The following is a 20,592-nucleotide window of genomic DNA, read 5'->3' on the forward strand; positions in this document are numbered from 1 at the left end:
CTTATGGTCATGAAGACAATGGCGTTGGCGGCGGCGCTGGCCGTCGTGCTGCTGTCCGGCTGCGGCGGCAGCGGCAGCGGCGGTGTCGCCCAGAGCGGCGAGGCCGCCCGGCCCGAGAGCGCGGCGGTCGGTGAGGCCCGCGCGGATGCCGACTACACGGCGAAGGACGAAGCGGGCGGCAAGACGATCACCTCGGACGTGAAGGTGACGGCCGAGGAGCGTCAGATCATCTACGTCGCCACCCTGACCGTGCGGGCGAGAGACGTCACGGCCGCCGCCGACCGGGCCAAGACGCTCGTCACCGGCGCCGGCGGGCACCTGTCGAAGGAGGAGTCCAGCGCCGCCGAGCAGCGGGAGGCCAGCGCGACCCTCGAGTTCAAGATCCCGCCCGCCCGCTACCAGGAGGTCCTGACCGTCCTGGGCCGCGACCTCGGCAAGCGGCTGTCCATGTCCCAGGGCACCCAGGACGTGACCATGGAGGTCGCCGACGTCAACAGCCGGCTGAAGTCGGCCGAGGGCGCGCTCGCCTCGCTCCGATCGCTGCTGGGCAAGGCCAAGACCATCGGTCAGGTGCTCCAGGTCGAGCGCGAGATCCAGAACCGTGAGGCCGAGCTGGAGTCTCTCCAGGCCCGGCAGAAGGAGCTGGCCGCGCAGGTCGGCATGGCCACGGTGACGCTGCGGCTCGTGGGCCCGGCCGCCGAGGTGCTGCCGCCCGACGACGACCCGCCCGGCTTCCTCGGCGGCCTCGCCGCGGGGTGGCGGGCGCTCGTGGACTTCCTCAAGGTCGTGGTGACCGTCGTGGGCGTGGTGCTGCCCTGGTTGCTGATCGTCGCGCCCGTGGTGCTGCTCGTGATCTTCCTGGTACGGCGCGGCCGTACCCGCGGACCGGCCGTCCCCGCGGCTCCGGAGGAGACGCCCGCCGCCTAGCTCACACCACGCACAGCTTGGACGAGATGGTCCGGCGGCGGCCCATCGGGGAGGCCATGGCGCGGGCCACGGCCTGTTCGCGCAGGCGGGCGGGCACATCGGCGGCGGCCCGCTCGGCCGCGAACAGCCGGACCAGGTGGTACATCCGGTAGCGCTCCCAGCCCTGCTCGTCGGCGCGCTCGTGCCGCAGGAGCTGCTCGTCGGCGAGGCGGTCGAGCAGCCCGCCGGCCTCCTCGATGCCCGCGCCGAGCATGACGGTGGCCAGCCACGGGGTGCACTCGACGGCCGCGGGCAGCAGGCCGAGCAGGCAGAAGAGCAGGCGTTCGCGCTCACCGACGGCGTCGTAGCCGGACGCGATGGCGGCGCGGACGTCCAGGTCGCCGGCGCGCAGTTCGTCGAGGCGGCTGTGTTCGGCGCGCATCCGTCCGGCCAGGAGCCCGGCGGTCAAGCCGGGGCGGGTGGCGAGCCGGGCGGCGGCGACGCGCAGCGCCAGCGGCAGCCCGTCGCACAGCCGGGCGAGCCGCGCGAGGCCCTCGTCCTCTCGCGCCGGAGGAGAGGGAACGAGGCGGCGCAGGAGGTCCACCGCCTGATCGGGGGGCAGCACGTCGAGTCGCGTGGAGGAGGCGCCCTCCCCCACCAGGCCCTCGAACCGGCCGCGTCCGGTGACCAGCACCCGGCAGCCGGGCGCGCCGGGCAGCAGCGGGCGTACCTGGGCGGCGCAGGCGGCGTCGTCCAGGACCAGCAGCACGCGGCGGCGGCGCAGCAGCGTGCGGTAGAGGGCGGCCCGCTCGTCGAGGCCGTCGGGGACGCGGGTGACGCCGAGCGCGCGCAGGAACCTGGCCAGTACCTCGGCGGGTGGCAGCGGGCCGGTCCTGGCGCGCAGGTCGGCGGCGAGCTGGCCGTCGGGGAAGCGGGCCGCGCGCGAGTGCGCCCAGCGCAGCGCCAGGCCGGTCTTGCCGATGCCGGCCGGGCCGGTGATGACGGCCGTGGCGCCCGTTTCGAGCGAGCGGTCGAGGGCGGCGAGCTCCAGGCGGCGGCCGGTGAAGGCGGCGACGTCCTGGGGCAGCTGGGCGGGGTGCGGCGGCGGCTGGTCGCCGTCGAGCGCCTGGGCGTGGGCGGCGCGCAGGTGGCGGCCGGGTTCGACGCCCAGCTCGGCCACCAGGCGTGAACGGCCCTCCCGGTAGGAGCTCAGGGCCTCGGCCCGGCGGCCGGAGCGGTGCAGGGCCAGCAGGTGGGCGGCGCGCAGGCGTTCGCGCAGGGGCTGGGCGGCCACCAGCGGCGCCAGCTCGGCGGCGGCCTCCGCGGGACGGTCGAGCGCGAGCAGCTTCTCCGCCCGTTCCTCCGCCGCCGCCAGGCGCAGCTCTTCCAGGCGGGCCGCCTCGCAGCTCACCGCGTGAAGGCCGGCGTAGGCCTCGCCGCGCCACAGGGCGAGCGCCTCGCCGTACGCCGCTGCCGCCGCCTCGGGGCAACCTTCCGCGCGGGCCCGCGTGAGCAGGCGCTCGAAGCGGGCGGCGTCGAGCTCGGCCGGGTCGAGGAGCAGCATGTAGGCCTCGCCGCGCCGGGTGACGCGGTCGTCGCCGATCGCCTGCCGTACGTGGTGGACGTGCCAGCGGACCGTGGCCGGGGACGGCGGCGCCTGCCCCCACACCGCCTCCGCGAGCCTGCCGTCGGCGGTGGCCCGGTTGGCCCTGCTCAGGAGCACGGCCAGGATGTTGCGCTGCTTGGCCGAGGTCAGCGCGACCGCGCTGCCCTCACGGACGATCGCCAATTCCCCCAGAACGCCGAACTCCACGCCGGTTCCCCCCGGTTGCCTCGCACCCGACGTCCCCGACCATACTAAGTCGCCCGAAGTATGTCAGGGGGTCATAGCCGGGAGGTATCGGGGTCAAAGGAATGGACCAGATCTGTCAACCTCTTGAGCTGGTCCGGATCGGTGCCGGGCAGGACGCCGTGGCCGAGGTTGAAGACGTGGCCCTCGGCCGCGCGGCCCCTGCGCAGGATGTCGAGCGCGCGCTCCTCGACGACCTCCCACGGGGCCAGCAGGATGGCCGGGTCGAGGTTGCCCTGCAGTGCCTTGCCGGGGCCGACGCGGCGGGCGGCCTCGTCCAGCGGGACCCGCCAGTCGACGCCGACCACGTCGGGACCCACCTCGCCGAGCACGCCGAGCAGTTCGCCGGTGCCGACGCCGAAGTGGATGCGCGGCACCTCCGGCACCCCGGCGAAGATGCGGCTGGTGTGGGGCGCGATGAACTCGCGGTAGTCGGCGGGCGCGATGGCGCCGACCCAGGAGTCGAACAACTGGATGGCCGAGGCCCCGGCCCTGATCTGGACGCGAAGGTGTTCCAGGACGATGCCGGTCAGGCGGTCCATGAGCGCGTGCCAGAGGTGCGGCTCGCCGTACATCATGGCTTTGGTGCGGTCGTGGTTCTTGGAGGGACCGCCCTCGATCAGGTACGACGCCAGCGTGAACGGCGCGCCGGCGAAGCCGATGAGCGGCGTGGACCCGAGTTCGCCCACCAGCGACCCGATCGCCTCGGTGACGTAGGGGACGTCGCCGGGCTCCAGGGGACGCAGGGCCTCCAGGCCCTTGGCGTCGCGGATCGGGCTGGCGATGACGGGGCCGACGCCCGGCTTGATGTCGAGGTCGACGCCGATGGCCTTGAGCGGGACCACGATGTCGCTGAAGAAGATGGCGGCGTCGACGCCGTAGCGGCGGATCGGCTGCAGGGTGATCTCGACGATCAGGTCGGGGTCGGCGCACGCGGCCAGCATCGCCGTGCCCTCGCGCACCTTCAGGTATTCGGGCAGCGAACGGCCGGCTTGCCGCATGTACCACACGGGGGTGTGCGGGACGGGCTGGCGGCGGCAGGCGCGCAGGAAGGCGGAGTCGTCGAGATTCACGCTCCAAGCCTGCCACGGTACGCGCGTGGTCCGCGCACCGGAGCAAGGCGGGAAATTCTGGATCAAGAGTTCGCCAAGCCGCCGCGCGGCATCGATTCGGCAACCACTTTCGGGACACGCCGAGCGCGTTGCGGGGAATTGTCAGCGAGCCGTGTCACCGTCAGACCCACGATCACAAGAAAGGCCCCGTGCGATGACCGCGTTGTGGAGCTCCCTCCGCAGTGAACATTGCCCCGACTGCGCCGGCGAGCGGCTGTTCGAGCAGCCGCTCTGCGTTGACGGGCACGAGCCTGACACGTGCCCCGACTGGGCGTGCACGGACTGCGGGCTGGCCGTGTTCCTCGGGGCGCCACAAGTGCCCGCGCGGACCCGGACGCTGGTGACGGCCGCGGCTTGAGCACATCGTATGAGCACCCCCGTGGTCCCCTTCCGTCCGTCAGCGACCTACGCTTCGACTATGACCGTCGGTGACCGGCCGCCGCCTCCCCCGGCGTTCCTGCGCGCCGCGGAGAGCCTGCGGCCGATCGACGTGCGGCCCGAGATCGAACTCGAGGACCTGCCCGCCCCTCAGCGGCTGGCGCCCTACTCGGCCGCCATCGGCGCGTCCGTCTACCGCGACGACGACGAGCTGGCGGTGGGGCGGCTGATCCTGCTGTTCGACCCCGACGGCCAGCGCGGCTGGGACGGCCCGTTCCGCCTCGTCGCCTACGTGCGCGCCGACATGGAGCCGGAGATCACCTCCGATCCGCTGCTCGGCCCGGTCGCGTGGAGCTGGCTGACCGAGGCGTTGGAGTCCCACCACGCCGCTTACTCCGCCGCTGGCGGTACTGTGACAAGGGCCGTGTCCGAGGGGTTCGGCAACAAAGCGGAAGACCCGGTCACCACCGAGCTGGAGCTGAGGGCGTCCTGGTCCCCGACGGAGGAGGACCTCTCGGGTCACGTCGCCGCCTGGTGCGACCTCATGTGCCTGGCGGCGGGGATCCCACCCCTCCCGCCCGACGTGGCCACGCTGCCGCGCCATCGTGAAGATCCGGAGTCCTTTCGGCAGTGACAGAAGAACAGACCGTCGTCCCGCTGCTAGAGCCGCGCGAGGGCATCCCGCAGGTGATCGCCGACGCCGCGGGGCTGGCCCGCACGATCGAGGCGTTCGCCGCCGGCAGCGGGCCCGTCGCGGTCGACGCCGAGCGGGCCTCCGGCTACCGCTACGGCAACCGCGCCTATCTCGTCCAGCTGCGCCGCATCGGCGCGGGAAGCGCGCTCATCGACCCCATGGGCTGCCCCGACCTGAGCGCGCTCGACGCGGCCGTGTCCGATGCCGAGGTCGTCCTGCACGCCGCCTCGCAGGACCTTCCGTGTCTCGCCGAGATCGGCTTCCGGCCGCGCCGGATGTTCGACACCGAGCTGGCCGGGCGACTGCTCGGGTACGAGCGGGTGGGCCTGGGCACCATGGTCGAGACCGTCCTCGGCCTGCGGCTGGAGAAGGGCCATTCGGCGGCCGACTGGTCGACCAGGCCGCTGCCCGAGGACTGGCTGCGTTACGCGGCGCTCGACGTCGAGGTGCTGGTGGAGCTGCGTGACGCGCTCCACGCGCAGCTGGAGGAGAGCGGCAAGCTCGCCTGGGCCCAGGAGGAGTTCGCGGCCGTGCTGGCCACACCGCCGCCGTCGCCGCGTTCCGACCCCTGGCGGCGTACCTCCGGCATCCACAAGGTCCGCAACGTGCGGGCGCTGGCCATCGTGCGCGAGCTGTGGACGATGCGCGACACGATCGCCAGGGAGAAGGACCTGGCTCCCGGCCGCGTCCTTCCCGACGCCGCGATCGTGACCGCCGCGCTGGAGGTGCCGCGCACCAAGAAGGCGCTCACCGAGATCTCCGCGTTCACCGGCCGCAGCGCGCGGCGCTACATGTCCGACTGGCTGTCGGCGGTCAGCCGCGCGCGGGCGCTGCCCGACGGCCAGTTGCCCGCGCCGAGCTCGCCCGGTGACGGGCCGCCGCCGGCCAACCGCTGGGCCGATCGTGACCCGGCCGCCGCCAAGCGCCTGGCCGCGGCGCGCGCGGTGGTGGCGGCGCTGGCCGACGAGCACCGGATGCCCACCGAGAACCTCCTGCAGCCCGACGCGGTCCGGCGCCTGACGTGGGAGCCGCCCGCGGTGCTCGACGACGCGACGGTGGCCGGGCGGCTGCGTTCGCTGGGGGCCCGCGAGTGGCAGATCGGTCTCACGGCGCATCCGCTCACCAAGGCCCTGGACCGGCTGGAGACCAAGGGCGAGGTCTGACGCCGCCTCCGCGGAGGCGGCGCCGCGCTTCTATCCCTCGGTCCAGTGCATGTCCGGGCGTGCCGTCGTGCCGTCCCCGTCGATCATGGCGATCGGTGCCTTCCTGAGATTCCTCCTGCCGGTCGTCGGGCAACGCTAGGGCGCCCGCGTTGGATTGTTGTTGGCCCCGGGTTGGTTCGCGGCGCAGGGCCGTCAGGCCCGCCCGGTCAGGCGCGGGCGCTCAGGCGCGGCGGTCAGGTCCGGGCGGTCAGGCGCGGCCGGTCAGGGCGATTCTGGTGATCCGGTCGAGGGTGGGGCCGGGGCGCAGGTAGTCGGTGTGCCGGCCGTCGCCGCCGTCGATGATCCGGGCGCCGAAGGCCGCGACGTTGGGGTCGGCGCCGAATCCGATGGGGCCGAGCCGTACTCCCGGGCGGAAGACGTCGTCGCGGCGGGACAGCGCCGTCCACACGCGGGCCGGCGTGCGGAGGTCGGCGGCGCCGGCCACGCCCATGCCGGGGCTGCCCAGGGCGACGATGTCGGTGACGGGCAGGGCGGGCGCGGCCTCGCCGCAGACGACCGTGCCGTAGCTGTGACAGACCAGGGCGATCCGCTTGGGCAGCAGGGCGGTCACCAGGGTCCGCAGGGCCTTGGCGCCCTTCGCGGCGGGCAGCGTGGTGATGACGCCCGGGTCGGTCATCTCGGGCGCGTCGTAGCCGAGCCAGCCGATGACCGCGACCTTCGTGCCGGGAGCCAGGGCCTGAGCGCGGGCGTGCAGGGCGCGGGCGGCGCCGCCCGGCGCGGCGGTGCTGTCGTTGAACTGGGCCAGGCCGTACCCGGTGCCCGGCACGAAGATGATCACCGAGTCGGCGGCGGCCAGGTCGCCCACCACCTCGACGGCCCGCCCGTCGCCCGTCCGGTCGAGGGCCAGGAACTGCCGTCCGGAACCGTCGCGCGCGTGGGCGGCGTAGCGTTCGGCCAGGGCGGGCGCGGTGATCGCGGGCAGGTCGAGTGGCTGCGTGCCCGGCTGGGAGGCGGCACCCGCGACGGTCAGGGCGAGCAGGACACCCAACAGGAAACGACGCATGGTTCACGACCGTATGCGACGGCGTGCTCAGCTCGCGTCAGCCTCAGGTATCACCCGTCCCCTACCTCCTGGGTACGTGCTTGCCCGGAGCTCCTCTCAGGGTCGCCGGCGGGGCATCGAGCCGCTCCGGCCTCGCGGTATCGGTTCCTTCGTCCTCCACTCGCCGATCAGGAGGGTGCCGGGCACGATCGCCAGCTACTGTGCGGCACACGGTATTGCAACGACACCCACGCCCGCCGTACGGTCCTGGAAAGCGCTTTCCGAAGAAAGGGTCCCGATGCGCAGAATCGGCGTGGTGATGAACGGCGTCACCGGCAGGATGGGCTACCGGCAGCATCTGGTCCGGTCCGTCCTGGCCATCAACGAGCAGGGCGGGCTGGCCCTCTCCGACGGCACCCGGGTCAGGCTCGATCCCATCCTCGTCGGCCGCAGCGAGGCCAAGCTGGCCGAGATCGCCGCCAGGCACGGGCTCACCGACTACACCACCGACCTCGACGCCGCCCTGGAGCGCGCCGAGGTCTACTTCGACGCCCAGGTCACCCAGGCCAGGGTCAAGTCGGTGCTCAAGGCCATCGAGGCCGGAAAGCACATCTACGCGGAGAAGCCCACCGCGGAGTCCGTCGAGGAGGCCGTCGCACTCGCCGAGGCCGCCGCCGCCCGCGGCGTCAAGAACGGCGTCGTCCAGGACAAACTGTTCCTCCCCGGCCTGCTCAAGCTCAAGCGGCTGATCGACGGCGGCTTCTTCGGACGGATCCTGTCGGTACGCGGGGAGTTCGGCTACTGGGTGTTCGAGGGCGACTGGCAGGAGGCCCAGCGTCCTTCCTGGAACTACCGGGCCGAGGACGGCGGCGGCATCATCCTCGACATGTTCCCGCACTGGCACTATGTGCTGGAGAACCTGTTCGGCCGCGTCCGGTCCGTCTACGCCCGGGCCGTCACCCACATCCCGGCCCGGGTCGACGAGCAGGGGGTGACCTATGACGCGACGGCCGACGACGCCGCGTACGGGATCTTCGAGCTGGAGGGCGGCATCGTCGCGCAGATCAACTCCTCCTGGGCCGTGCGGGTGAACCGGGACGAACTGGTCGAGTTCCAGGTGGACGGCACACACGGCAGCGCCGTCGCCGGGCTGCGCAACTGCCGGATCCAGCACCGCGCCGGAACACCCAAGCCCGTCTGGAACCCGGACCTTCCGGTCACCGCCCGCTTCCGCGACGACTGGCAGGAGGTGCCGGACAACGCGGAGTTCGACAACGGGTTCAAGATCCAGTGGGAGCTGTTCCTGCGGCACGTGCTGGAGGACGCCCCGTTCCCCTACGACTTCGCCGCGGGCGCCCGCGGCGTGCAACTGGCCGAGCTGGGGCTGCGCTCGTCGGCCGAGGGCCGCAGGATCGAGGTGACGGGCCTGTGAGAATCCGGCTGCCCGGCGGCGAGTACACGCTGCGCGAACCCGTCACCTGGCCCGTGCACGGCGCCGGACCCACCGGCGCGCGGGTGGTCTACGCGGCCGCGCACGTGGTGGCCGACCCGCTCGGGGACAACACGCCCGGCGCGCCCGCCGCGGTCGACTGGGCCGCCACCCTGCGCTTCCGCCGCCACCTCTGGTCGTACGGCCTGCGCGTCGCCGACGCCATGGACACCGCCCAGCGCAACATGGGCCTGGACTGGGCGGCGACCCGCGAACTGATCACCCGCAGCGCCGGCGAGGCACGCGAGTTCGGCGACCCGGCCGAGCTGGTGGCCTGCGGCGCCGGGACCGACCACGCGCCCGGAGCGGACACCGTCCAGGCGATCACCGACGCCTACGCCGAGCAGATCGACACCGTCCAGGCCACCGGCGCCGGCGTGATCATCATGGCCTCGCGCCAGCTCGCCAGGACCGCCACCGGCCCCGATGACTACCACCGCGTGTACGGCAAGTTGTTCGGCCTCGCCGGCCGGCCGGTGATCCTGCACTGGCTGGGCGAGATGTTCGACCCCCAGCTGGCCGGATACTGGGGCTCGCGCGACGTCGAGGCGGCCACCGAGTCGTTCCTGGAACTGATCCACGCCAACGCCGCGATGGTCGACGGCGTGAAGGTCTCCCTCCTCGACGAAGATCATGAGGTACGGCTGCGCGCCGCCCTCCCCCGGGGCGTCCGCCTCTACACCGGCGACGACTTCAACTACCCGTCGCTCATCAAGTCGGGCAGCCACGCGCTCCTGGGCATCTTCGACGCGATCGCCCCCGCGGCGGCGGCCGCCCTGCGGGCGCTGAGCGCCGCGGAGTCGGCTTCCGACGAGCAGCTCCGCACCCGGAATCTCGCTCTTTACGATGAGATCTTCGGGCCGACGGTGGCGTTGTCCCGCAAGATCTTTGAGACGCCGACGTTCCACTACAAGACCGGCATCGTCTTCCTCGCCTGGCTCAACGGTCACCAGGAGGCGTTCAGCATGGTCAACGGCGCGCAGTCGGCCCGGTCGATCACCCACCTGGCGGAGGTGTTCCGGCTGGCCGACCAGGCGGGGCTGCTGTCGGACCAGGAGCTCGCGGTCCGCCGGATGACGGCGCTTCTGGCGGTGAACGGCCTGTGAACCCGTTGTCGCTCAACCAGCGCACCACCAAGAGCTGGACCGTCGCCCAGGCCGTGGACGGCTGCGTGCGGCACGGGCTTGAGGCCGTCGGGTTGTGGCGGGAGGAGGTGGCCGAGCAGGGTCTGGCCGCCAGCGCCAAGCTGGTGCGCGCGGCCGGGCTGCGGGTGTCGTCCCTGTGCAGGGGCGGCTTCATGACCGCGGCCGCCTCCCTGGATGACAACCGGCGGGCCGTCGACGAGGCCGCCGAGCTGGGGGCCGCCTGTCTCGTCCTGGTCGTGGGCGGGCTGCCCGGGGTAATCCCCGGGCGCCCGCTGGGGGACGGGGCGGGGGTCTCGCGGGATCTGGCCGGGGCGCGGGAGCGGGTGGCCGAGGCGCTGGCCGAGCTGGCGCCCTATGCCGGGGAGCGGAACGTACGGCTGGCGTTGGAGCCTCTGCATCCGATCTACTGCCCGGACCGAGCCGTCGTGTCCACGCTTGGGCAGGCGCTGGATCTGGCCATGCCGTACCCCGGTGAGCAGGTCGGGGTCGTGGTGGACACCTTCCACGTGTGGTGGGATCCGCAGGTGTTCGAGCAGATCGCGCGGGCGGGTGAGCGGATCGCGTCCTACCAGGTATGCGACTATCTGCATCCGCTGCCCGCCGACGTGCTGCTCGGGCGGGGGATGATGGGCGACGGGGTGATCGACTTTCCGCCGATCACCCGTGCCGTGCTCGCCGCCGGGTACACCGGTGACGTCGAGGTGGAGATCTTCAACGCCGACATCTGGGCCGCCGATCCGGACGAGGTGGTGGCTTCGATGAAGCGGCGGTATGCCGAGGTGGTCGGTTAGGCGGGGTTCTGGGCTTGGTCGCGCTCCTGGGTGATCGTGCCCTCCTGGGTGATCGTGCCCTCTTGGGTGATCGTGCCCTCTTGGGTGATCGTGCCCTCTTGGGTGATCGTGCCCTCTTGGGTGATCGTGCCCTCTTGGGTGATCGTGCCTGCGGCTTCTTGGGTGATGGTTCCGGCGGCGCCGTCCACGGTGACGGTCTCGCCGGTCGTGACGCGCTCGGTGGCGCGGGTGACGCCGACCACCGCGGGGATGCCGTACTCCCTGGCCACGACCGCGCCGTGTGACATGGCGCCGCCCATCTCCATCACCAGGCCGCCCGCCGTCAGGAACAGCGGCGTCCAGCCCGGGTCCGTGGACGGGCAGACCAGGATCTCGCCCGGCTCCAGGTGCGCGCCGACCGGGTCCATGACCACGCGGGCCCGGCCGGTCGCGCTGCCCGCCGAGGCCGGGGTGCCGATGATGGCTCCCTCGGCGGCGGCGATCGACAGCGCCTCCGGTTCGGTGCCGTCCGACAGCAGCAGGCGGGGGACGTGCCTGCGCCGCGCCTCCTGCTCGTGGACCGCCTTGCGCTCGGCCACCAGTTCGCGAAGGTCGCCCTCGCTCCTGGGCTGGAGAGCGGTTCTGGCCTCCTGGAAGGTGAGGAAGTAGATGTCGTCCGGGGTGCCGATGACGCCCCGCGCCGCCAGGTGCTCGCCGACGACGCGCATGCTCCGCCGTACCCCTGCCAGGATCAGCACCGCGTAGTACTTGGGCAGCTCGCGCAGCCCGCCGAGACGGCGGGTGCGGTCCAGGGCACGGCGGACGATCGCGGCGCGCCAGCGGCCCTTGCGCGCGGCGGCGGCCGCGACGCGCTCGACGGCGTCCCGCGCCTCTGCGGCGCCGCGCTCGAACAGGGCGTCGGGCGCGAGGCGGTCGTCCATGCGCAGGTAGTTGGCCAGGACGCCGATGATGTGGGACGGATCGTCCGACCAGCGCTTGACGCCGAGGTCGATCTCGGCGACGCCGCGGTGGCCGTAGGTGGCGAGGAAGCCGGAGATGGCCTCCTGGGTCACGCGGGGCAGTTGTCCTGCCTGGTAGAGGCGGGTGACTTCCTCGACCGACCGGTCGCCGAACGGTTCGATGCGCGTGGCCAGCCGCCACAGCTCCATGTCCATCTCGGTGGTCGGGTTGTGGGGCAGGCTCCGCAGGACGTCCTGCATGTCGGAGATCGGCACGCCCGACAACTTCGACGCCAGCCCGAACATTCCGTACCCCACGAGCACGATGGGCATGATCGAGAAGATCATCGGGAAGGTCGCGCCGAGCAGGCGTTCGGCATGGTCGATCCGTGCCTGCGGGGATACGTCCCCCGGGAGTTCCAGGCGCCGCGCGAGTTCGTCGCCGACGCGCCGCGAGTAGGTCAGCGCGCGTTCCGGCCGCGTGAGCGCCCACCGCATCCGGCGCGGCGCGCCCGCCGCCCGCGCGATCCGCCGCGCCGCACGCAGGAACGGCCGCCGCGACGGGTAGATCATCGACAGCCTCGGGTCGTCCATGAGCGCCTTGAACAGCACCGCCGTGCGCGCCTCCGCGACGGAGAGCATTCTCGGCAGTACGGCGCGGCCGACGCGGCTGCGTGCCGCCTTGGTCAGGTCGATCCAGAGCCGCTGCCCCGCCTCGACCACCGGGCCGGCGCCCTGATGGGGGTCGGCCGGCGGGTACCCCGCGATCCTGGCCGCGCCCGCGCTCATCAGCTTGATGGCCGCGCTTCCCATCGGCGTGAACGGCCCCATCACCCCCTGCGCCACGTTGACCGAGAAGAACAGGCGCAGCCCGTCGTGTCCGGTCTCGGGCAGAGGATAGAGCGTGGTGATCGGCCGCGCCTGCGTCAGCCAGAGCCGCCCGCCGGCGTCGACCGCCCACTCGGTGTCCTGCGGCGCGCCGTAATGCCCCTCGACCCGGGCCCCGAGCTCGGCCAGCGCCCGCACCTGCGCGTCGGTGAGGCAGAAGCCGTCGACGTCGGTCTCGACGCGTTCGGTGCCGCCGCCGGGCAACGACCTGATGGCGATCTTCTTGTCACCGGCGTGGCGTTCGCGGATCTCGGCCGTGGCCACGTCGACCACGAACCTGTCGGGATTCACCGCCCCCGACACCACCGCCTCGCCCAGGCCGGGACTGGCGTCGATCACCGCTTCCCGCCTGCGGCCGGTGACCGGGTTCGCGGTGAACATCACACCCGCCACCTGCGCGTCCACCATCGTCTGGACCACCACCGCGATACGGACCGCCGCGTGGTCGATCCCGTTCGCCTCGCGGTAGGCGACCGCCCGGTCCGTCCAGAGAGAAGCCCAGCACTTCCGCACCGCCCGCAGCACCTCCTCCGGCCCCACCACGTTGAGGAACGTGTCCTGCTGGCCGGCGAAGCTCGCGAACGGCAGATCCTCGGCCGTGGCCGACGACCGCACCGCCACGGGGGCCGACTCCCCCAGCCCCGCGTAGGCCTTCCTGACTTCCTCGGCCACTTCGCCGGGGATGGCGGTTTCCAGGAGGCGACGCCGCGCCTTCGCCGCCAGGTCGCCGCCCTGGGCGATGATCTCCTGGAGTCCCGCGGTTTCCGCCGCCTGGTGGTAGGCGTCCGTGGTCAGTACCCAGCCTGGGGGTACCGGTAGGCCCGCCCTGGTCAGCTCACCCAGGTTGGCGGCCTTACCGCCTACTTCGGCGAGCATGCCGGCGTGGATCTCGGAAAACTCCAGTGCGGTTTTCATGCGCCGTCCTCCTGAGAGACACCCTTCGTTCACAGTGTGGCGCGTGGGCGGCGAGAATTCAACAAGTGATGAAAAACTTTGGCAGAAGACGGCCGCTCCTCACGTCACGCGGCCCGGTCAGCGTGCCGTCACGTGCCGGGCGCTCCCCCGTCGTCGCGTCACCCCCATGCGCAGCGCGACCTCTCGCCGACACACGCCCACTGGGTCAGCACGACCCTCACGCCGCACGCCCCCACAGCAGGCTCCCCCACACGGCGCACAGGCCCCCGCGCGGGTGACTCCTCACACCACGGGACCTTCCCAGCACACGCCTCCGCGTTGCGCGGTGCGACCCACCTCGCCGCCCTTGGGCGCTCTGCGGCACGCGGCACCTCCGGCAGGCACGACAACCTGGCGCGGCGCGTCCAGAAGCGGAGGCGGCACCCTCGCAGGCGGGAGGCAGGCGCGCTGGGTTCCCGGTGGGTTGACGTTCCCCGGGTGGGTGGGCATTCCGGTGCGGGTTGGCGTTCCCCGGGTGGGTTGACGTTCCCCGGGTGGGTTGACGTTCCCCGGGTGGGTGGGCATTCCGGTGCGGGTTGGCGTTCCCCGGGTGGGTTGACGTTCCCCGGGTGGGTTGACGTTCCTCGGGTGGGTTGACGTTCCCCGGTGGGTTAGAGGGGGAGGGGGTGGCCGTCCAGGTTCCAGGCGGTGGCGGGGGTGATGCCCAGCTGGGACAGGGCTGTGGGGGCGATGTCCACCAGGCGGGCCTCGGGGAGGGTGCGGCCGCCGAGGTTCTCGCCCAGGCGGGCGGCGATCACGAACGTGGTGCGTTCCTCGGGAGTGACCCCTCCGTGGCCGCCTTCGTCCAGGTGACCGTGGTCGGTGGTGACCAGGATGGTCCAGCGTTCCGCGGGGTAGGAGGGGCGGTTCTTGATCGAAGTGAGGACGCGGCCCAGGTAGTTGTCCTGGGTGTGGAGGGCTTCGGCGTACTCCGGGCAGTGGGGGCCCAGGCTGTGGGCAACCTCGTCGGTGTCGCCGAAGTAGACGAAGGACAGGTCGGGAGCCTGCTCGGCGAAGTGGCGTTCGGCGGCGTCGGCGATCTGCTTGTCGCCCTCGGTGAAGGTGATGGCGAAGCCGTCCAGGACCACGCGGGTGTCGATCTCCTCCCCGAACGCCCCGTGCTCGGCCAGCGCGGCCCACGAGAACAGGGCTGAGGTGGTCAGGGAGGGGTCGGCCCGCTTGGCCCGGGTCAGGAAGTCCGGATATTTCATGAAATCAGGAGCGGTGAAGCTGTTATCCACCACGCCGTGCTTGTCCGGCCACACCCCGGTGGCGATCGACGACCATCCCGGCCCCGAGTCGGTCCTGGACGCGATCGCCCTCTCCCCCAGCCGCACGACCTCCCCCTTGGCACCCGTGGAGACGGCCTCGGCCTCCCCATACGGCAGCAGGCTCGTCCCATGCACACCGGTATCGAGCAGTTCCCCCAGCACCTTGGGACGCAGCGCCAGCAACCGGTCGAACCGCAGGCCGTCCATGCCGACGACAAGCACCTTGTCCTTCACGCGACTCCCATCTCCCGCCACCACGACGGCGCACCGCCGCCGCCACCCTACGCGCGCCCCGCCCACGACCCAACGCCACCCTGCCAGCCACCGACCAACCGCCGTCCACCACAGCATCGGGCCCACCGCCCGGCATGCCACCCAACCCGCCGTACCGGCACCCCGGGCGGGAGGCACGACCTCACCGGCCACTCATCTCCGCCCCAGTGCCCGGGTCTGCAGGCGTCTGAACGACTAGAGGGGCTGAAGGAGCGGCCGACCGCGGGGCGTGAGGACTGCAGGGCTGGGGGCTGCGGGGCTGGGGGGGTTGCGGGCTGGGGCTGCGGGGCTGGGGGCTGGGGGTTGCGGGGCCTGCAGGGCGGGACGATTGCCGGGCGGGAGGGCTGCAGGGCGGGAGAGGCGGCTGACCGCAGGCAGGTGGAGGGGCGGGTGGGCGGTGCCTGGTGGGGGGCCTGGGGTCGGCTGGGGTCAGGGCTGGTAGCGGCGGACCCATTCGGCGGCGCCGGGGAGGATGTCCTCCACCGGGGCGACCTGGGGGTACCAGGTGCGTTCCCACTCCAGCGACACCCACCCGTCATACCCCGCCGACTTCAGCAGTTCCCCGCACTCGTGCAGCGGCACGGAACCCGACCACATCGGCACCGGCGTACTGTCGTTGGCCGACACCGCATCCTTGACCTGCACATACGCCAGGTGTGAGCCCAGCGAGGACAGCGTGTCGGCCGGGGTTTCGCCGTGGCGCCACGGGTGGAGGAGGTCCCAGAGGGCGCCGGTGGTGTCCGGGGAGCCGGCGGCGTCGAGGAGTTCGGCGACCTTGGCGCCGGTGGCCATCAGGTCGTGGGTTTCGACGAGGACGCGCAGGCCGAGTTCGCGTGCCGTACCGGAGACCGCCTGGAGGCGGCGCGCGCCCACGGCCGGGTCGTCGCCGCGCGGGAACACCCGCACGCCCGGCGCCCCCAGGTCGGCGGCGAGCTTGAGGTCGGCGAGGAGTGCCTCGATGAGGGGTTCGTCGGGACCCGGCTCACATACGCGCACATAGCCAGCCAGAGCGGAGATCTCCAGACCCGCGCTCTCCACCGCCTTCCGCGCCGCCGCGCGCTCGTCGCGGCTCAGTCCGGCGTGTACGCCGGTGTCGGGGTGCAGCCGCAGCTCCAGCCCCTGGCAGCCATGCGCCACGGCCACCTCGATCGCCCGGTCGAGCGTGTAGCCCGGCATTCCCAGCGTGCTGACGGACAGTTTCACAGTGTTCTCCCAAGGGGTGGTGGCACGCGCGCCGCCGGTCGGGCGACACGCGGGAGTACGGCGGGGCGCCGCCGTACCGGCACAAAAGACACAGATGGGCACCCGGGCCCCAGCCGCGGCCCGAGCGCGCCCGTGCTGCGGCTACGGGCGGGGGCATCAGAGGGGGCGGACGCTTTCGCGCAGGACCACCTCGCCGCGGACCGGCTCCACGACAGGCTTGCCGTCCGAGGTGAGGGCCAGCTCCAGGGCCCGCGCACCCATGTCGGCCAGCGGCAACCGCACCGTCGTCAGCGCGGGCGCGTGGTCGCGCAGGGTCGCGATGTCGTCGAAGCCCGCCACCGACACGTCCTCCGGCACCCGCACGCCCCGCTCCCTGTAGGCGGCCAGGGCGCCCACGGCCATGACGTCGTTCACCGCGAACACGCAGGTCGCGTCGCCCGTCTCCCGCGCCGCCTGATAACCGCCGTCGCGGTCGAACGGGCCGTGGACGATCCGGGGGCGCGGGAGTCCGAGCTGTTCGAGGGCGGTGACGAATCCGGCGCAACGGTCCGCGGCGGTCATGAGCCGCGGCGGGCCCGCGAGCACCGCGAACCGCCGATGCCCCAGCTCAGCCAGCGAACGCGCCAGCGCCGCCGCCCCCTCCCCGTTGGCCGGGGCGACCGTGTCGACGCCGAGCAGGTCCTGGCCGACGCAGGCGACACGGCCGCCGCTGGACAGATAGCGGTCGAGTTCGGCGCGCAGCCGTCCGGTGACCTCGGGGTCGTCGAGCCGCGAACCCACCAGCAGCACCGCCCGCACGCGCTGCGCGTTGAGCGTGGCGACGTAGGCGATCTCCTGCTCGGGGTCGCGGTGGGTGGTACCGACCATGACCAGCAGCCCTTCCCCGGCCGCGGCCCGCATGACCCCGTCGGCCAGCGCCGCGAAGTAGGGGTCGGTGAGATCGTGCACCACGATGCCGATCACGTTGCTGGCACCGCGGGCAAGGGTCTGGGCGGCGATGTTGGCCCGGTAGCCGAGCTCGTCGGCGGCCTGCTCGACGCGGGCGCGCAGGCCGGCGCCCACCTGGCGGGTACTGCCGTTCAGCACACGCGAGGCGGTCGCCAGCGAAACACCCGCCTGCCTCGCCACATCTTCGAGGGTGACCACGACACCTCCTGGAAAGCGATTTCCCAGTCTGCCAGACTCCCCCACCACCCACCGACGCCCGTCGGCGCCGATCGGGGGGATCGCTTCTCACGTCGGACGTGGCGCTCGCCGCTACGGCGATCCGTCAACCGGCCAAGTGGTAGCCCGCCATCCAGCCAAGCCGTGTCCAAGGGGACGGTCATCAAGGGGACCCACCGGCCGGTTACCGCATCGCCGTTGCGGCGGGGACCACGTCCGACGTGAGAAGCGATCCCCACGACACGCACGCTCACGTCGGCGGGTGGCGGCGGGGCGGCTGTGCCGTAACGGATGGCGGGCTCCCTGGACCGCACCCAAGAGCAACCCGTATGGGCTGTATGGACCGCACCCCCGGGAGCAACCCCATGTGGGCTGTCGGACCGCACCCGAGAGCAACCCGTGAGCTGCCTTGACCGCACCCGGGAGCAACCCCGCGCCACACCACAGCACGCCCCGCGTTGGGGTTCCGCGGCTCGTCCTGCCAAGCGAGCCCCGGGGATTCGTCAGCCGAACAGCCAGTCCAGGAGGCCGCCGGGCTTCTTGCTCTCCGTTGGCGCGGGGACCGGGGCGGAGGTGGCGGTGGGGGCCTGGGTGGGCTGGGTGGGTTGCTTGGTCGAGGGGGCTTGGGTGGTGCGCGGCTGCTGGGGCTCGTTGGCGGTGTCGGTGACCGGCTCCTTGGGGTCTGGGGCGCGGGTGCCCTTGGAGGTTGCCTTGGGGGTGGGGTCGTCGTCGCGGGTCGGGGTCACACGCGGAGCCGGGGTGCGGGTGGCCCGGGCGCGGCTCACCGTGGGCGTGGGGGTGACCGACTCGGACATGTCGGGTTCGGGGGTGGCCTCGATGGGCTGGTCCACCGGGTCTTCCGTCTCCTCGGCGGGCGGGGCCACCGGGGTGCTCACCTGGCCGGCGCTTGAGCACTGCGCGCCGGTGCAGGCCTCGGAGCCGGAGCCGGTCAGCATCCAGCCCGCGCCCACGCCGATCACCACGATGGCCGCCGCCGCGACGACCAGCATCTTGGTACGGCGCCGCACCTCCCCCTGCCCCGCGTCCTGCTCGTCGGAGCCGCTCCAGCCCGAACCGAGGAAGCCCCGGCGCGGCTCGTCGTCATCACCGCCGAACGGCCGCTCGTAGGACTTGTCCAGCGGCAGGTATCCGGGCTCGTTCTCGTCACGGTCTCCATCGGGCCCCGCTACGGCGTCGTAACCGGCTCCCGCGGCTCCGGCGTCGTATTCAGGGCCCGTCGTGCCGGCCTCGTAGCCCGCCGTTCCTGCCTCGTATCCCGTTCCGGGCTCATAGCCCATGCCGGGCTCATAGCCTGCTCCGGGCTCGTAGCCGGGCGTGCCGTCGTAGCCCGCCGTGGCGTCGAAGGCGGTGCCTGCCGGGCGGTCGGCGCCGGAGTTCAGGTCCAGTGGATCGGCCGGGTCGGGGTGGCTCTTGAGGGCGCTCTGGTCCAGGAGGATGTCCTGGTGGACCAGGGCGTCCGGCTCGGGCAGGTGGTAGGTCTCCGAACGCTCCCCTGGCGTGCCCGGGTCGCCCGGCAGGTGGTAGGTCTCGCTGAGCACGACGGCCGGCTGCTCGTCGGTGTCCGCGGCGTCCGTCTCCCACCGGTCGGAGAGCACGTCACCGGTCATGTCCGGGTTTAACGACCTGCCCTGCTCGTCCTCGAATGGTCTGTCCTTCTCGTCGCGCGACACGGTGTACCTCTCTAGCTACCGGGTGTGGATCGCGACCTTCCTAACAGACTCCACCACCTCTTGTCCGGAAATTTCACTCGATCACCACAAATAGTCGTCCGTAACAGGTTTGAACCAGCGTCCCAGTGCTTCACCCAGCGTGTCCGCCCCGGCCCGCGAGGTCCACGCCACGTAACCGTCGGGACGGATCAACAGGGCCTCCGCCTCGTGTTCCGCCCGGCCGCGAACCACCTCCACCGGCCATCCGGACACCGCCTCGACGAGATCGTCCCGCCCGGCCAGGTCCAGGAGAAACGGTCTGCCGCCGCGCAGCAACTCTGTCAGCCGTATGTCGCCGTCGTCGGTCTTGATCGCCAGATCGGGAGCCATCCGCCCCGCCCCCGGCACGCCGACGTCGTAGGCGGTGTCGACGCCACTGATCATCCCGCTCAGGTAGGTGTTCACCTCCTCCAAGCCCATCAGCTCCGCGAACAGTTCCCGCAGCGGGTCCACCGACGGATCCGGGTTGGCCAGCGCCGTCTGGGCCCTGACGTTCCAGAGCACCCGCGCCGCCACCGGATGCCGCTCGGCGTGATAGCTGTCGAGCAACCCGTCAGGCGCCCGCCCCCGAACCTCCGCCGCCAGCTTCCATCCCAGGTTGACCGCGTCCTCCAGCCCGGTGTTGAGACCTTGCCCGCCCCACGGGAAGTGCACGTGCGCCGCGTCCCCGGCCAGCAGGACCCGGCCGCTCCGGTACCGCTCGGCCTGCAGGGCGGCGTCGCCGTACCGGGAAAGGGCGCGCGGATCGCGCATGGGCACGGGAACGCCCGCGATGTGCTCGGCCGCCTCCCGCAGCTCCTCCAGCGTGACCGGCGCCTCCCGGTCGGCGTGGGGCGCGCGGAAGTCATAGGTGGTGATCCGGCTGTGCCCGGCGGGATTCACCCACGCGATCAGCCAGCCACGGGGCGTGCGGTGGTAGCCGCCAGGAAGCCCGTAGGGATCCTCCAGCCGCACGTCCCCCATCAAGGCGGCCACCCGGGCCCCCGTCCCCGTGAACGGGATCCCTGCGGCCTTACGCACCACACTCCGCGCCCCGTCGGTCCCCACCACGAACCGCGCCGCCACCTCCCGCCCGTTGGCCGTCACCACCACCCGGTCCTCATGCCGAACCAGCCCCGTCACCTCCTGCCCCCGCCGGATCTCCGCCCCCAGCCCCGCCGCCCGGCGCGCGAACACCTGCTCCGCCCATGCCTGCGGACTCCCCACCAGGCTCGGACCGTCCCCGGCCACCGCCCCGAGATCGAGCTCGAACATCCCGGAGAAGTGAAACCGCAGGCTGCCGTAGCTCGCCCTCCCCACCGCCTCCAGCAGTCCGCGCCGGTCGAGGCTCTGCGCCGTCCGCGCGTGCAGCGTCCCCGCCTTGGACTCCCCCGCCGGTACGGCCAGCCGCTCCAGCACCAGCGCCCGCACCCCCTGCAAGCCCAGCTCCCCGGCCAGCAACATCCCGACCGGCCCGCCGCCCACGATCACCACGTCATACATCCGACCCTCCTCAGCCGACTCCCCCACCCGAACACCACAACCCCCACCCCGGTTCCACCCGCCGGTCCGGGCTCGCCGAAGACCCGACCGCCCAGGACCCCCGGAAAGCACGACCGTTTG

General features: G+C 72.5%; 15 protein-coding genes. 6 read left to right on the plus strand and 9 right to left on the minus strand.

The window, feature by feature from the left end:
• Nucleotides 1-9: 9 nt before the first annotated feature.
• Nucleotides 10-927 carry a DUF4349 domain-containing protein gene (locus ACIBKY_RS17125; RefSeq protein ID WP_397097600.1) on the plus strand — a complete coding sequence of 306 codons (918 nt, stop codon included), beginning with the start codon at nt 10-12 and terminating at the stop codon, nt 925-927.
• Nucleotide 928: 1 nt separating this feature from the next.
• Here the strand turns inward: ACIBKY_RS17125 and ACIBKY_RS17130 are convergent, their stop codons facing one another.
• The gene (locus ACIBKY_RS17130) at nt 929-2,719 is read right to left on the minus strand and encodes a BTAD domain-containing putative transcriptional regulator (RefSeq protein ID WP_397097601.1); all 1,791 of its coding nucleotides are present in this window, start codon (nt 2,717-2,719) and stop codon (nt 929-931) included.
• Nucleotides 2,720-2,790: 71 nt separating this feature from the next.
• Nucleotides 2,791-3,804, minus strand: a complete 1,014-nt coding sequence (gene hemE, locus ACIBKY_RS17135; protein WP_397097686.1) for a uroporphyrinogen decarboxylase — start codon at nt 3,802-3,804, stop codon at nt 2,791-2,793.
• A 481-nt stretch (nt 3,805-4,285) separates the two neighbouring features.
• On the opposite strand from hemE, the gene ACIBKY_RS17140 reads away from it, so the two are divergent.
• A complete protein-coding gene (locus ACIBKY_RS17140; protein WP_184971719.1) occupies nt 4,286-4,879 on the plus strand; it encodes a DUF3000 domain-containing protein in 594 nt (197 codons plus the stop codon).
• On the plus strand, nt 4,876-6,102 hold the full coding sequence (locus ACIBKY_RS17145) for an HRDC domain-containing protein (RefSeq protein WP_397097602.1): 1,227 nt from the start codon (nt 4,876-4,878) through the stop codon (nt 6,100-6,102). The genes ACIBKY_RS17140 and ACIBKY_RS17145 overlap by 4 nt, the downstream gene beginning before the upstream one ends.
• Nucleotides 6,103-6,349: 247 nt before the next feature.
• Here ACIBKY_RS17145 and ACIBKY_RS17150 read toward each other — a convergent pair whose 3' ends face one another.
• On the minus strand, nt 6,350-7,165 hold the full coding sequence (locus ACIBKY_RS17150; protein WP_397097603.1) for an alpha/beta hydrolase: 816 nt from the start codon (nt 7,163-7,165) through the stop codon (nt 6,350-6,352).
• Nucleotides 7,166-7,442: 277 nt separating this feature from the next.
• Between ACIBKY_RS17150 and ACIBKY_RS17155 the strand changes: the two genes are divergently transcribed.
• The 3 genes from ACIBKY_RS17155 to ACIBKY_RS17165 are packed head-to-tail and all read left to right on the plus strand — an operon-like array spanning nt 7,443 to nt 10,569.
• Entirely contained in the window at nt 7,443-8,576 is a 1,134-nt protein-coding gene (locus ACIBKY_RS17155; protein WP_397097604.1) for a Gfo/Idh/MocA family protein, read from the plus strand.
• Nucleotides 8,573-9,739 (plus strand): dihydrodipicolinate synthase family protein, encoded by a 1,167-nt coding sequence (locus tag ACIBKY_RS17160; RefSeq protein WP_397097605.1) that lies wholly within the window; start codon nt 8,573-8,575, stop codon nt 9,737-9,739. The genes ACIBKY_RS17155 and ACIBKY_RS17160 overlap by 4 nt, the downstream gene beginning before the upstream one ends.
• Nucleotides 9,736-10,569, plus strand: a complete 834-nt coding sequence (locus ACIBKY_RS17165) for a sugar phosphate isomerase/epimerase family protein (protein ID WP_397097606.1) — start codon at nt 9,736-9,738, stop codon at nt 10,567-10,569. The genes ACIBKY_RS17160 and ACIBKY_RS17165 overlap by 4 nt, the downstream gene beginning before the upstream one ends.
• On the opposite strand, the gene ACIBKY_RS17170 is transcribed toward ACIBKY_RS17165, so the two are convergent.
• From ACIBKY_RS17170 to ACIBKY_RS17195, 6 genes are all read right to left on the minus strand, one after another.
• Nucleotides 10,566-13,310: a PEP/pyruvate-binding domain-containing protein gene (locus tag ACIBKY_RS17170; protein WP_397097607.1), complete on the minus strand. Its 2,745-nt coding sequence runs from the start codon at nt 13,308-13,310 to the stop codon at nt 10,566-10,568. The genes ACIBKY_RS17165 and ACIBKY_RS17170 overlap by 4 nt on opposite strands.
• Nucleotides 13,311-13,960: 650 nt before the next feature.
• The gene (locus tag ACIBKY_RS17175; RefSeq protein WP_397097608.1) at nt 13,961-14,854 is read right to left on the minus strand and encodes an alkaline phosphatase family protein; all 894 of its coding nucleotides are present in this window, start codon (nt 14,852-14,854) and stop codon (nt 13,961-13,963) included.
• A gap of 468 nt (nt 14,855-15,322) precedes the next feature.
• The gene (locus tag ACIBKY_RS17180; protein ID WP_397097609.1) at nt 15,323-16,096 is read right to left on the minus strand and encodes a sugar phosphate isomerase/epimerase family protein; all 774 of its coding nucleotides are present in this window, start codon (nt 16,094-16,096) and stop codon (nt 15,323-15,325) included.
• Between the two features lie 156 nt (nt 16,097-16,252).
• Entirely contained in the window at nt 16,253-17,242 is a 990-nt protein-coding gene (locus tag ACIBKY_RS17185) for a LacI family DNA-binding transcriptional regulator (RefSeq protein WP_397097610.1), read from the minus strand.
• Between the two features lie 521 nt (nt 17,243-17,763).
• Nucleotides 17,764-18,951, minus strand: coding sequence for a hypothetical protein (locus tag ACIBKY_RS17190; protein WP_397097611.1), 1,188 nt, complete (start codon nt 18,949-18,951; stop codon nt 17,764-17,766).
• Between the two features lie 81 nt (nt 18,952-19,032).
• Nucleotides 19,033-20,472: an FAD-dependent monooxygenase gene (locus tag ACIBKY_RS17195; RefSeq protein WP_397097612.1), complete on the minus strand. Its 1,440-nt coding sequence runs from the start codon at nt 20,470-20,472 to the stop codon at nt 19,033-19,035.
• Nucleotides 20,473-20,592 lie beyond the last annotated feature (120 nt).

The organism is Nonomuraea sp. NPDC050394 (genome assembly GCF_044459065.1).
Classification (GTDB): domain Bacteria; phylum Actinomycetota; class Actinomycetes; order Streptosporangiales; family Streptosporangiaceae; genus Nonomuraea.

What these genes read in the sequence shown, in the direction of transcription:
- ACIBKY_RS17125 (WP_397097600.1), top strand. Translation starts at nt 10, where the DNA reads ATGAAGACAATGGCGTTGGCGGCGGCGCTGGCCGTCGTGCTGCTGTCC.
- ACIBKY_RS17140 (WP_184971719.1), top strand. Translation starts at nt 4,286, where the DNA reads ATGACCGTCGGTGACCGGCCGCCGCCTCCCCCGGCGTTCCTGCGCGCC.
- ACIBKY_RS17150 (WP_397097603.1), bottom strand. Translation starts at nt 7,165, where the DNA reads ATGCGTCGTTTCCTGTTGGGTGTCCTGCTCGCCCTGACCGTCGCGGGT.
- ACIBKY_RS17155 (WP_397097604.1), top strand. Translation starts at nt 7,443, where the DNA reads ATGCGCAGAATCGGCGTGGTGATGAACGGCGTCACCGGCAGGATGGGC.
- ACIBKY_RS17170 (WP_397097607.1), bottom strand. Translation starts at nt 13,310, where the DNA reads ATGAAAACCGCACTGGAGTTTTCCGAGATCCACGCCGGCATGCTCGCC.
- ACIBKY_RS17195 (WP_397097612.1), bottom strand. Translation starts at nt 20,472, where the DNA reads ATGTATGACGTGGTGATCGTGGGCGGCGGGCCGGTCGGGATGTTGCTG.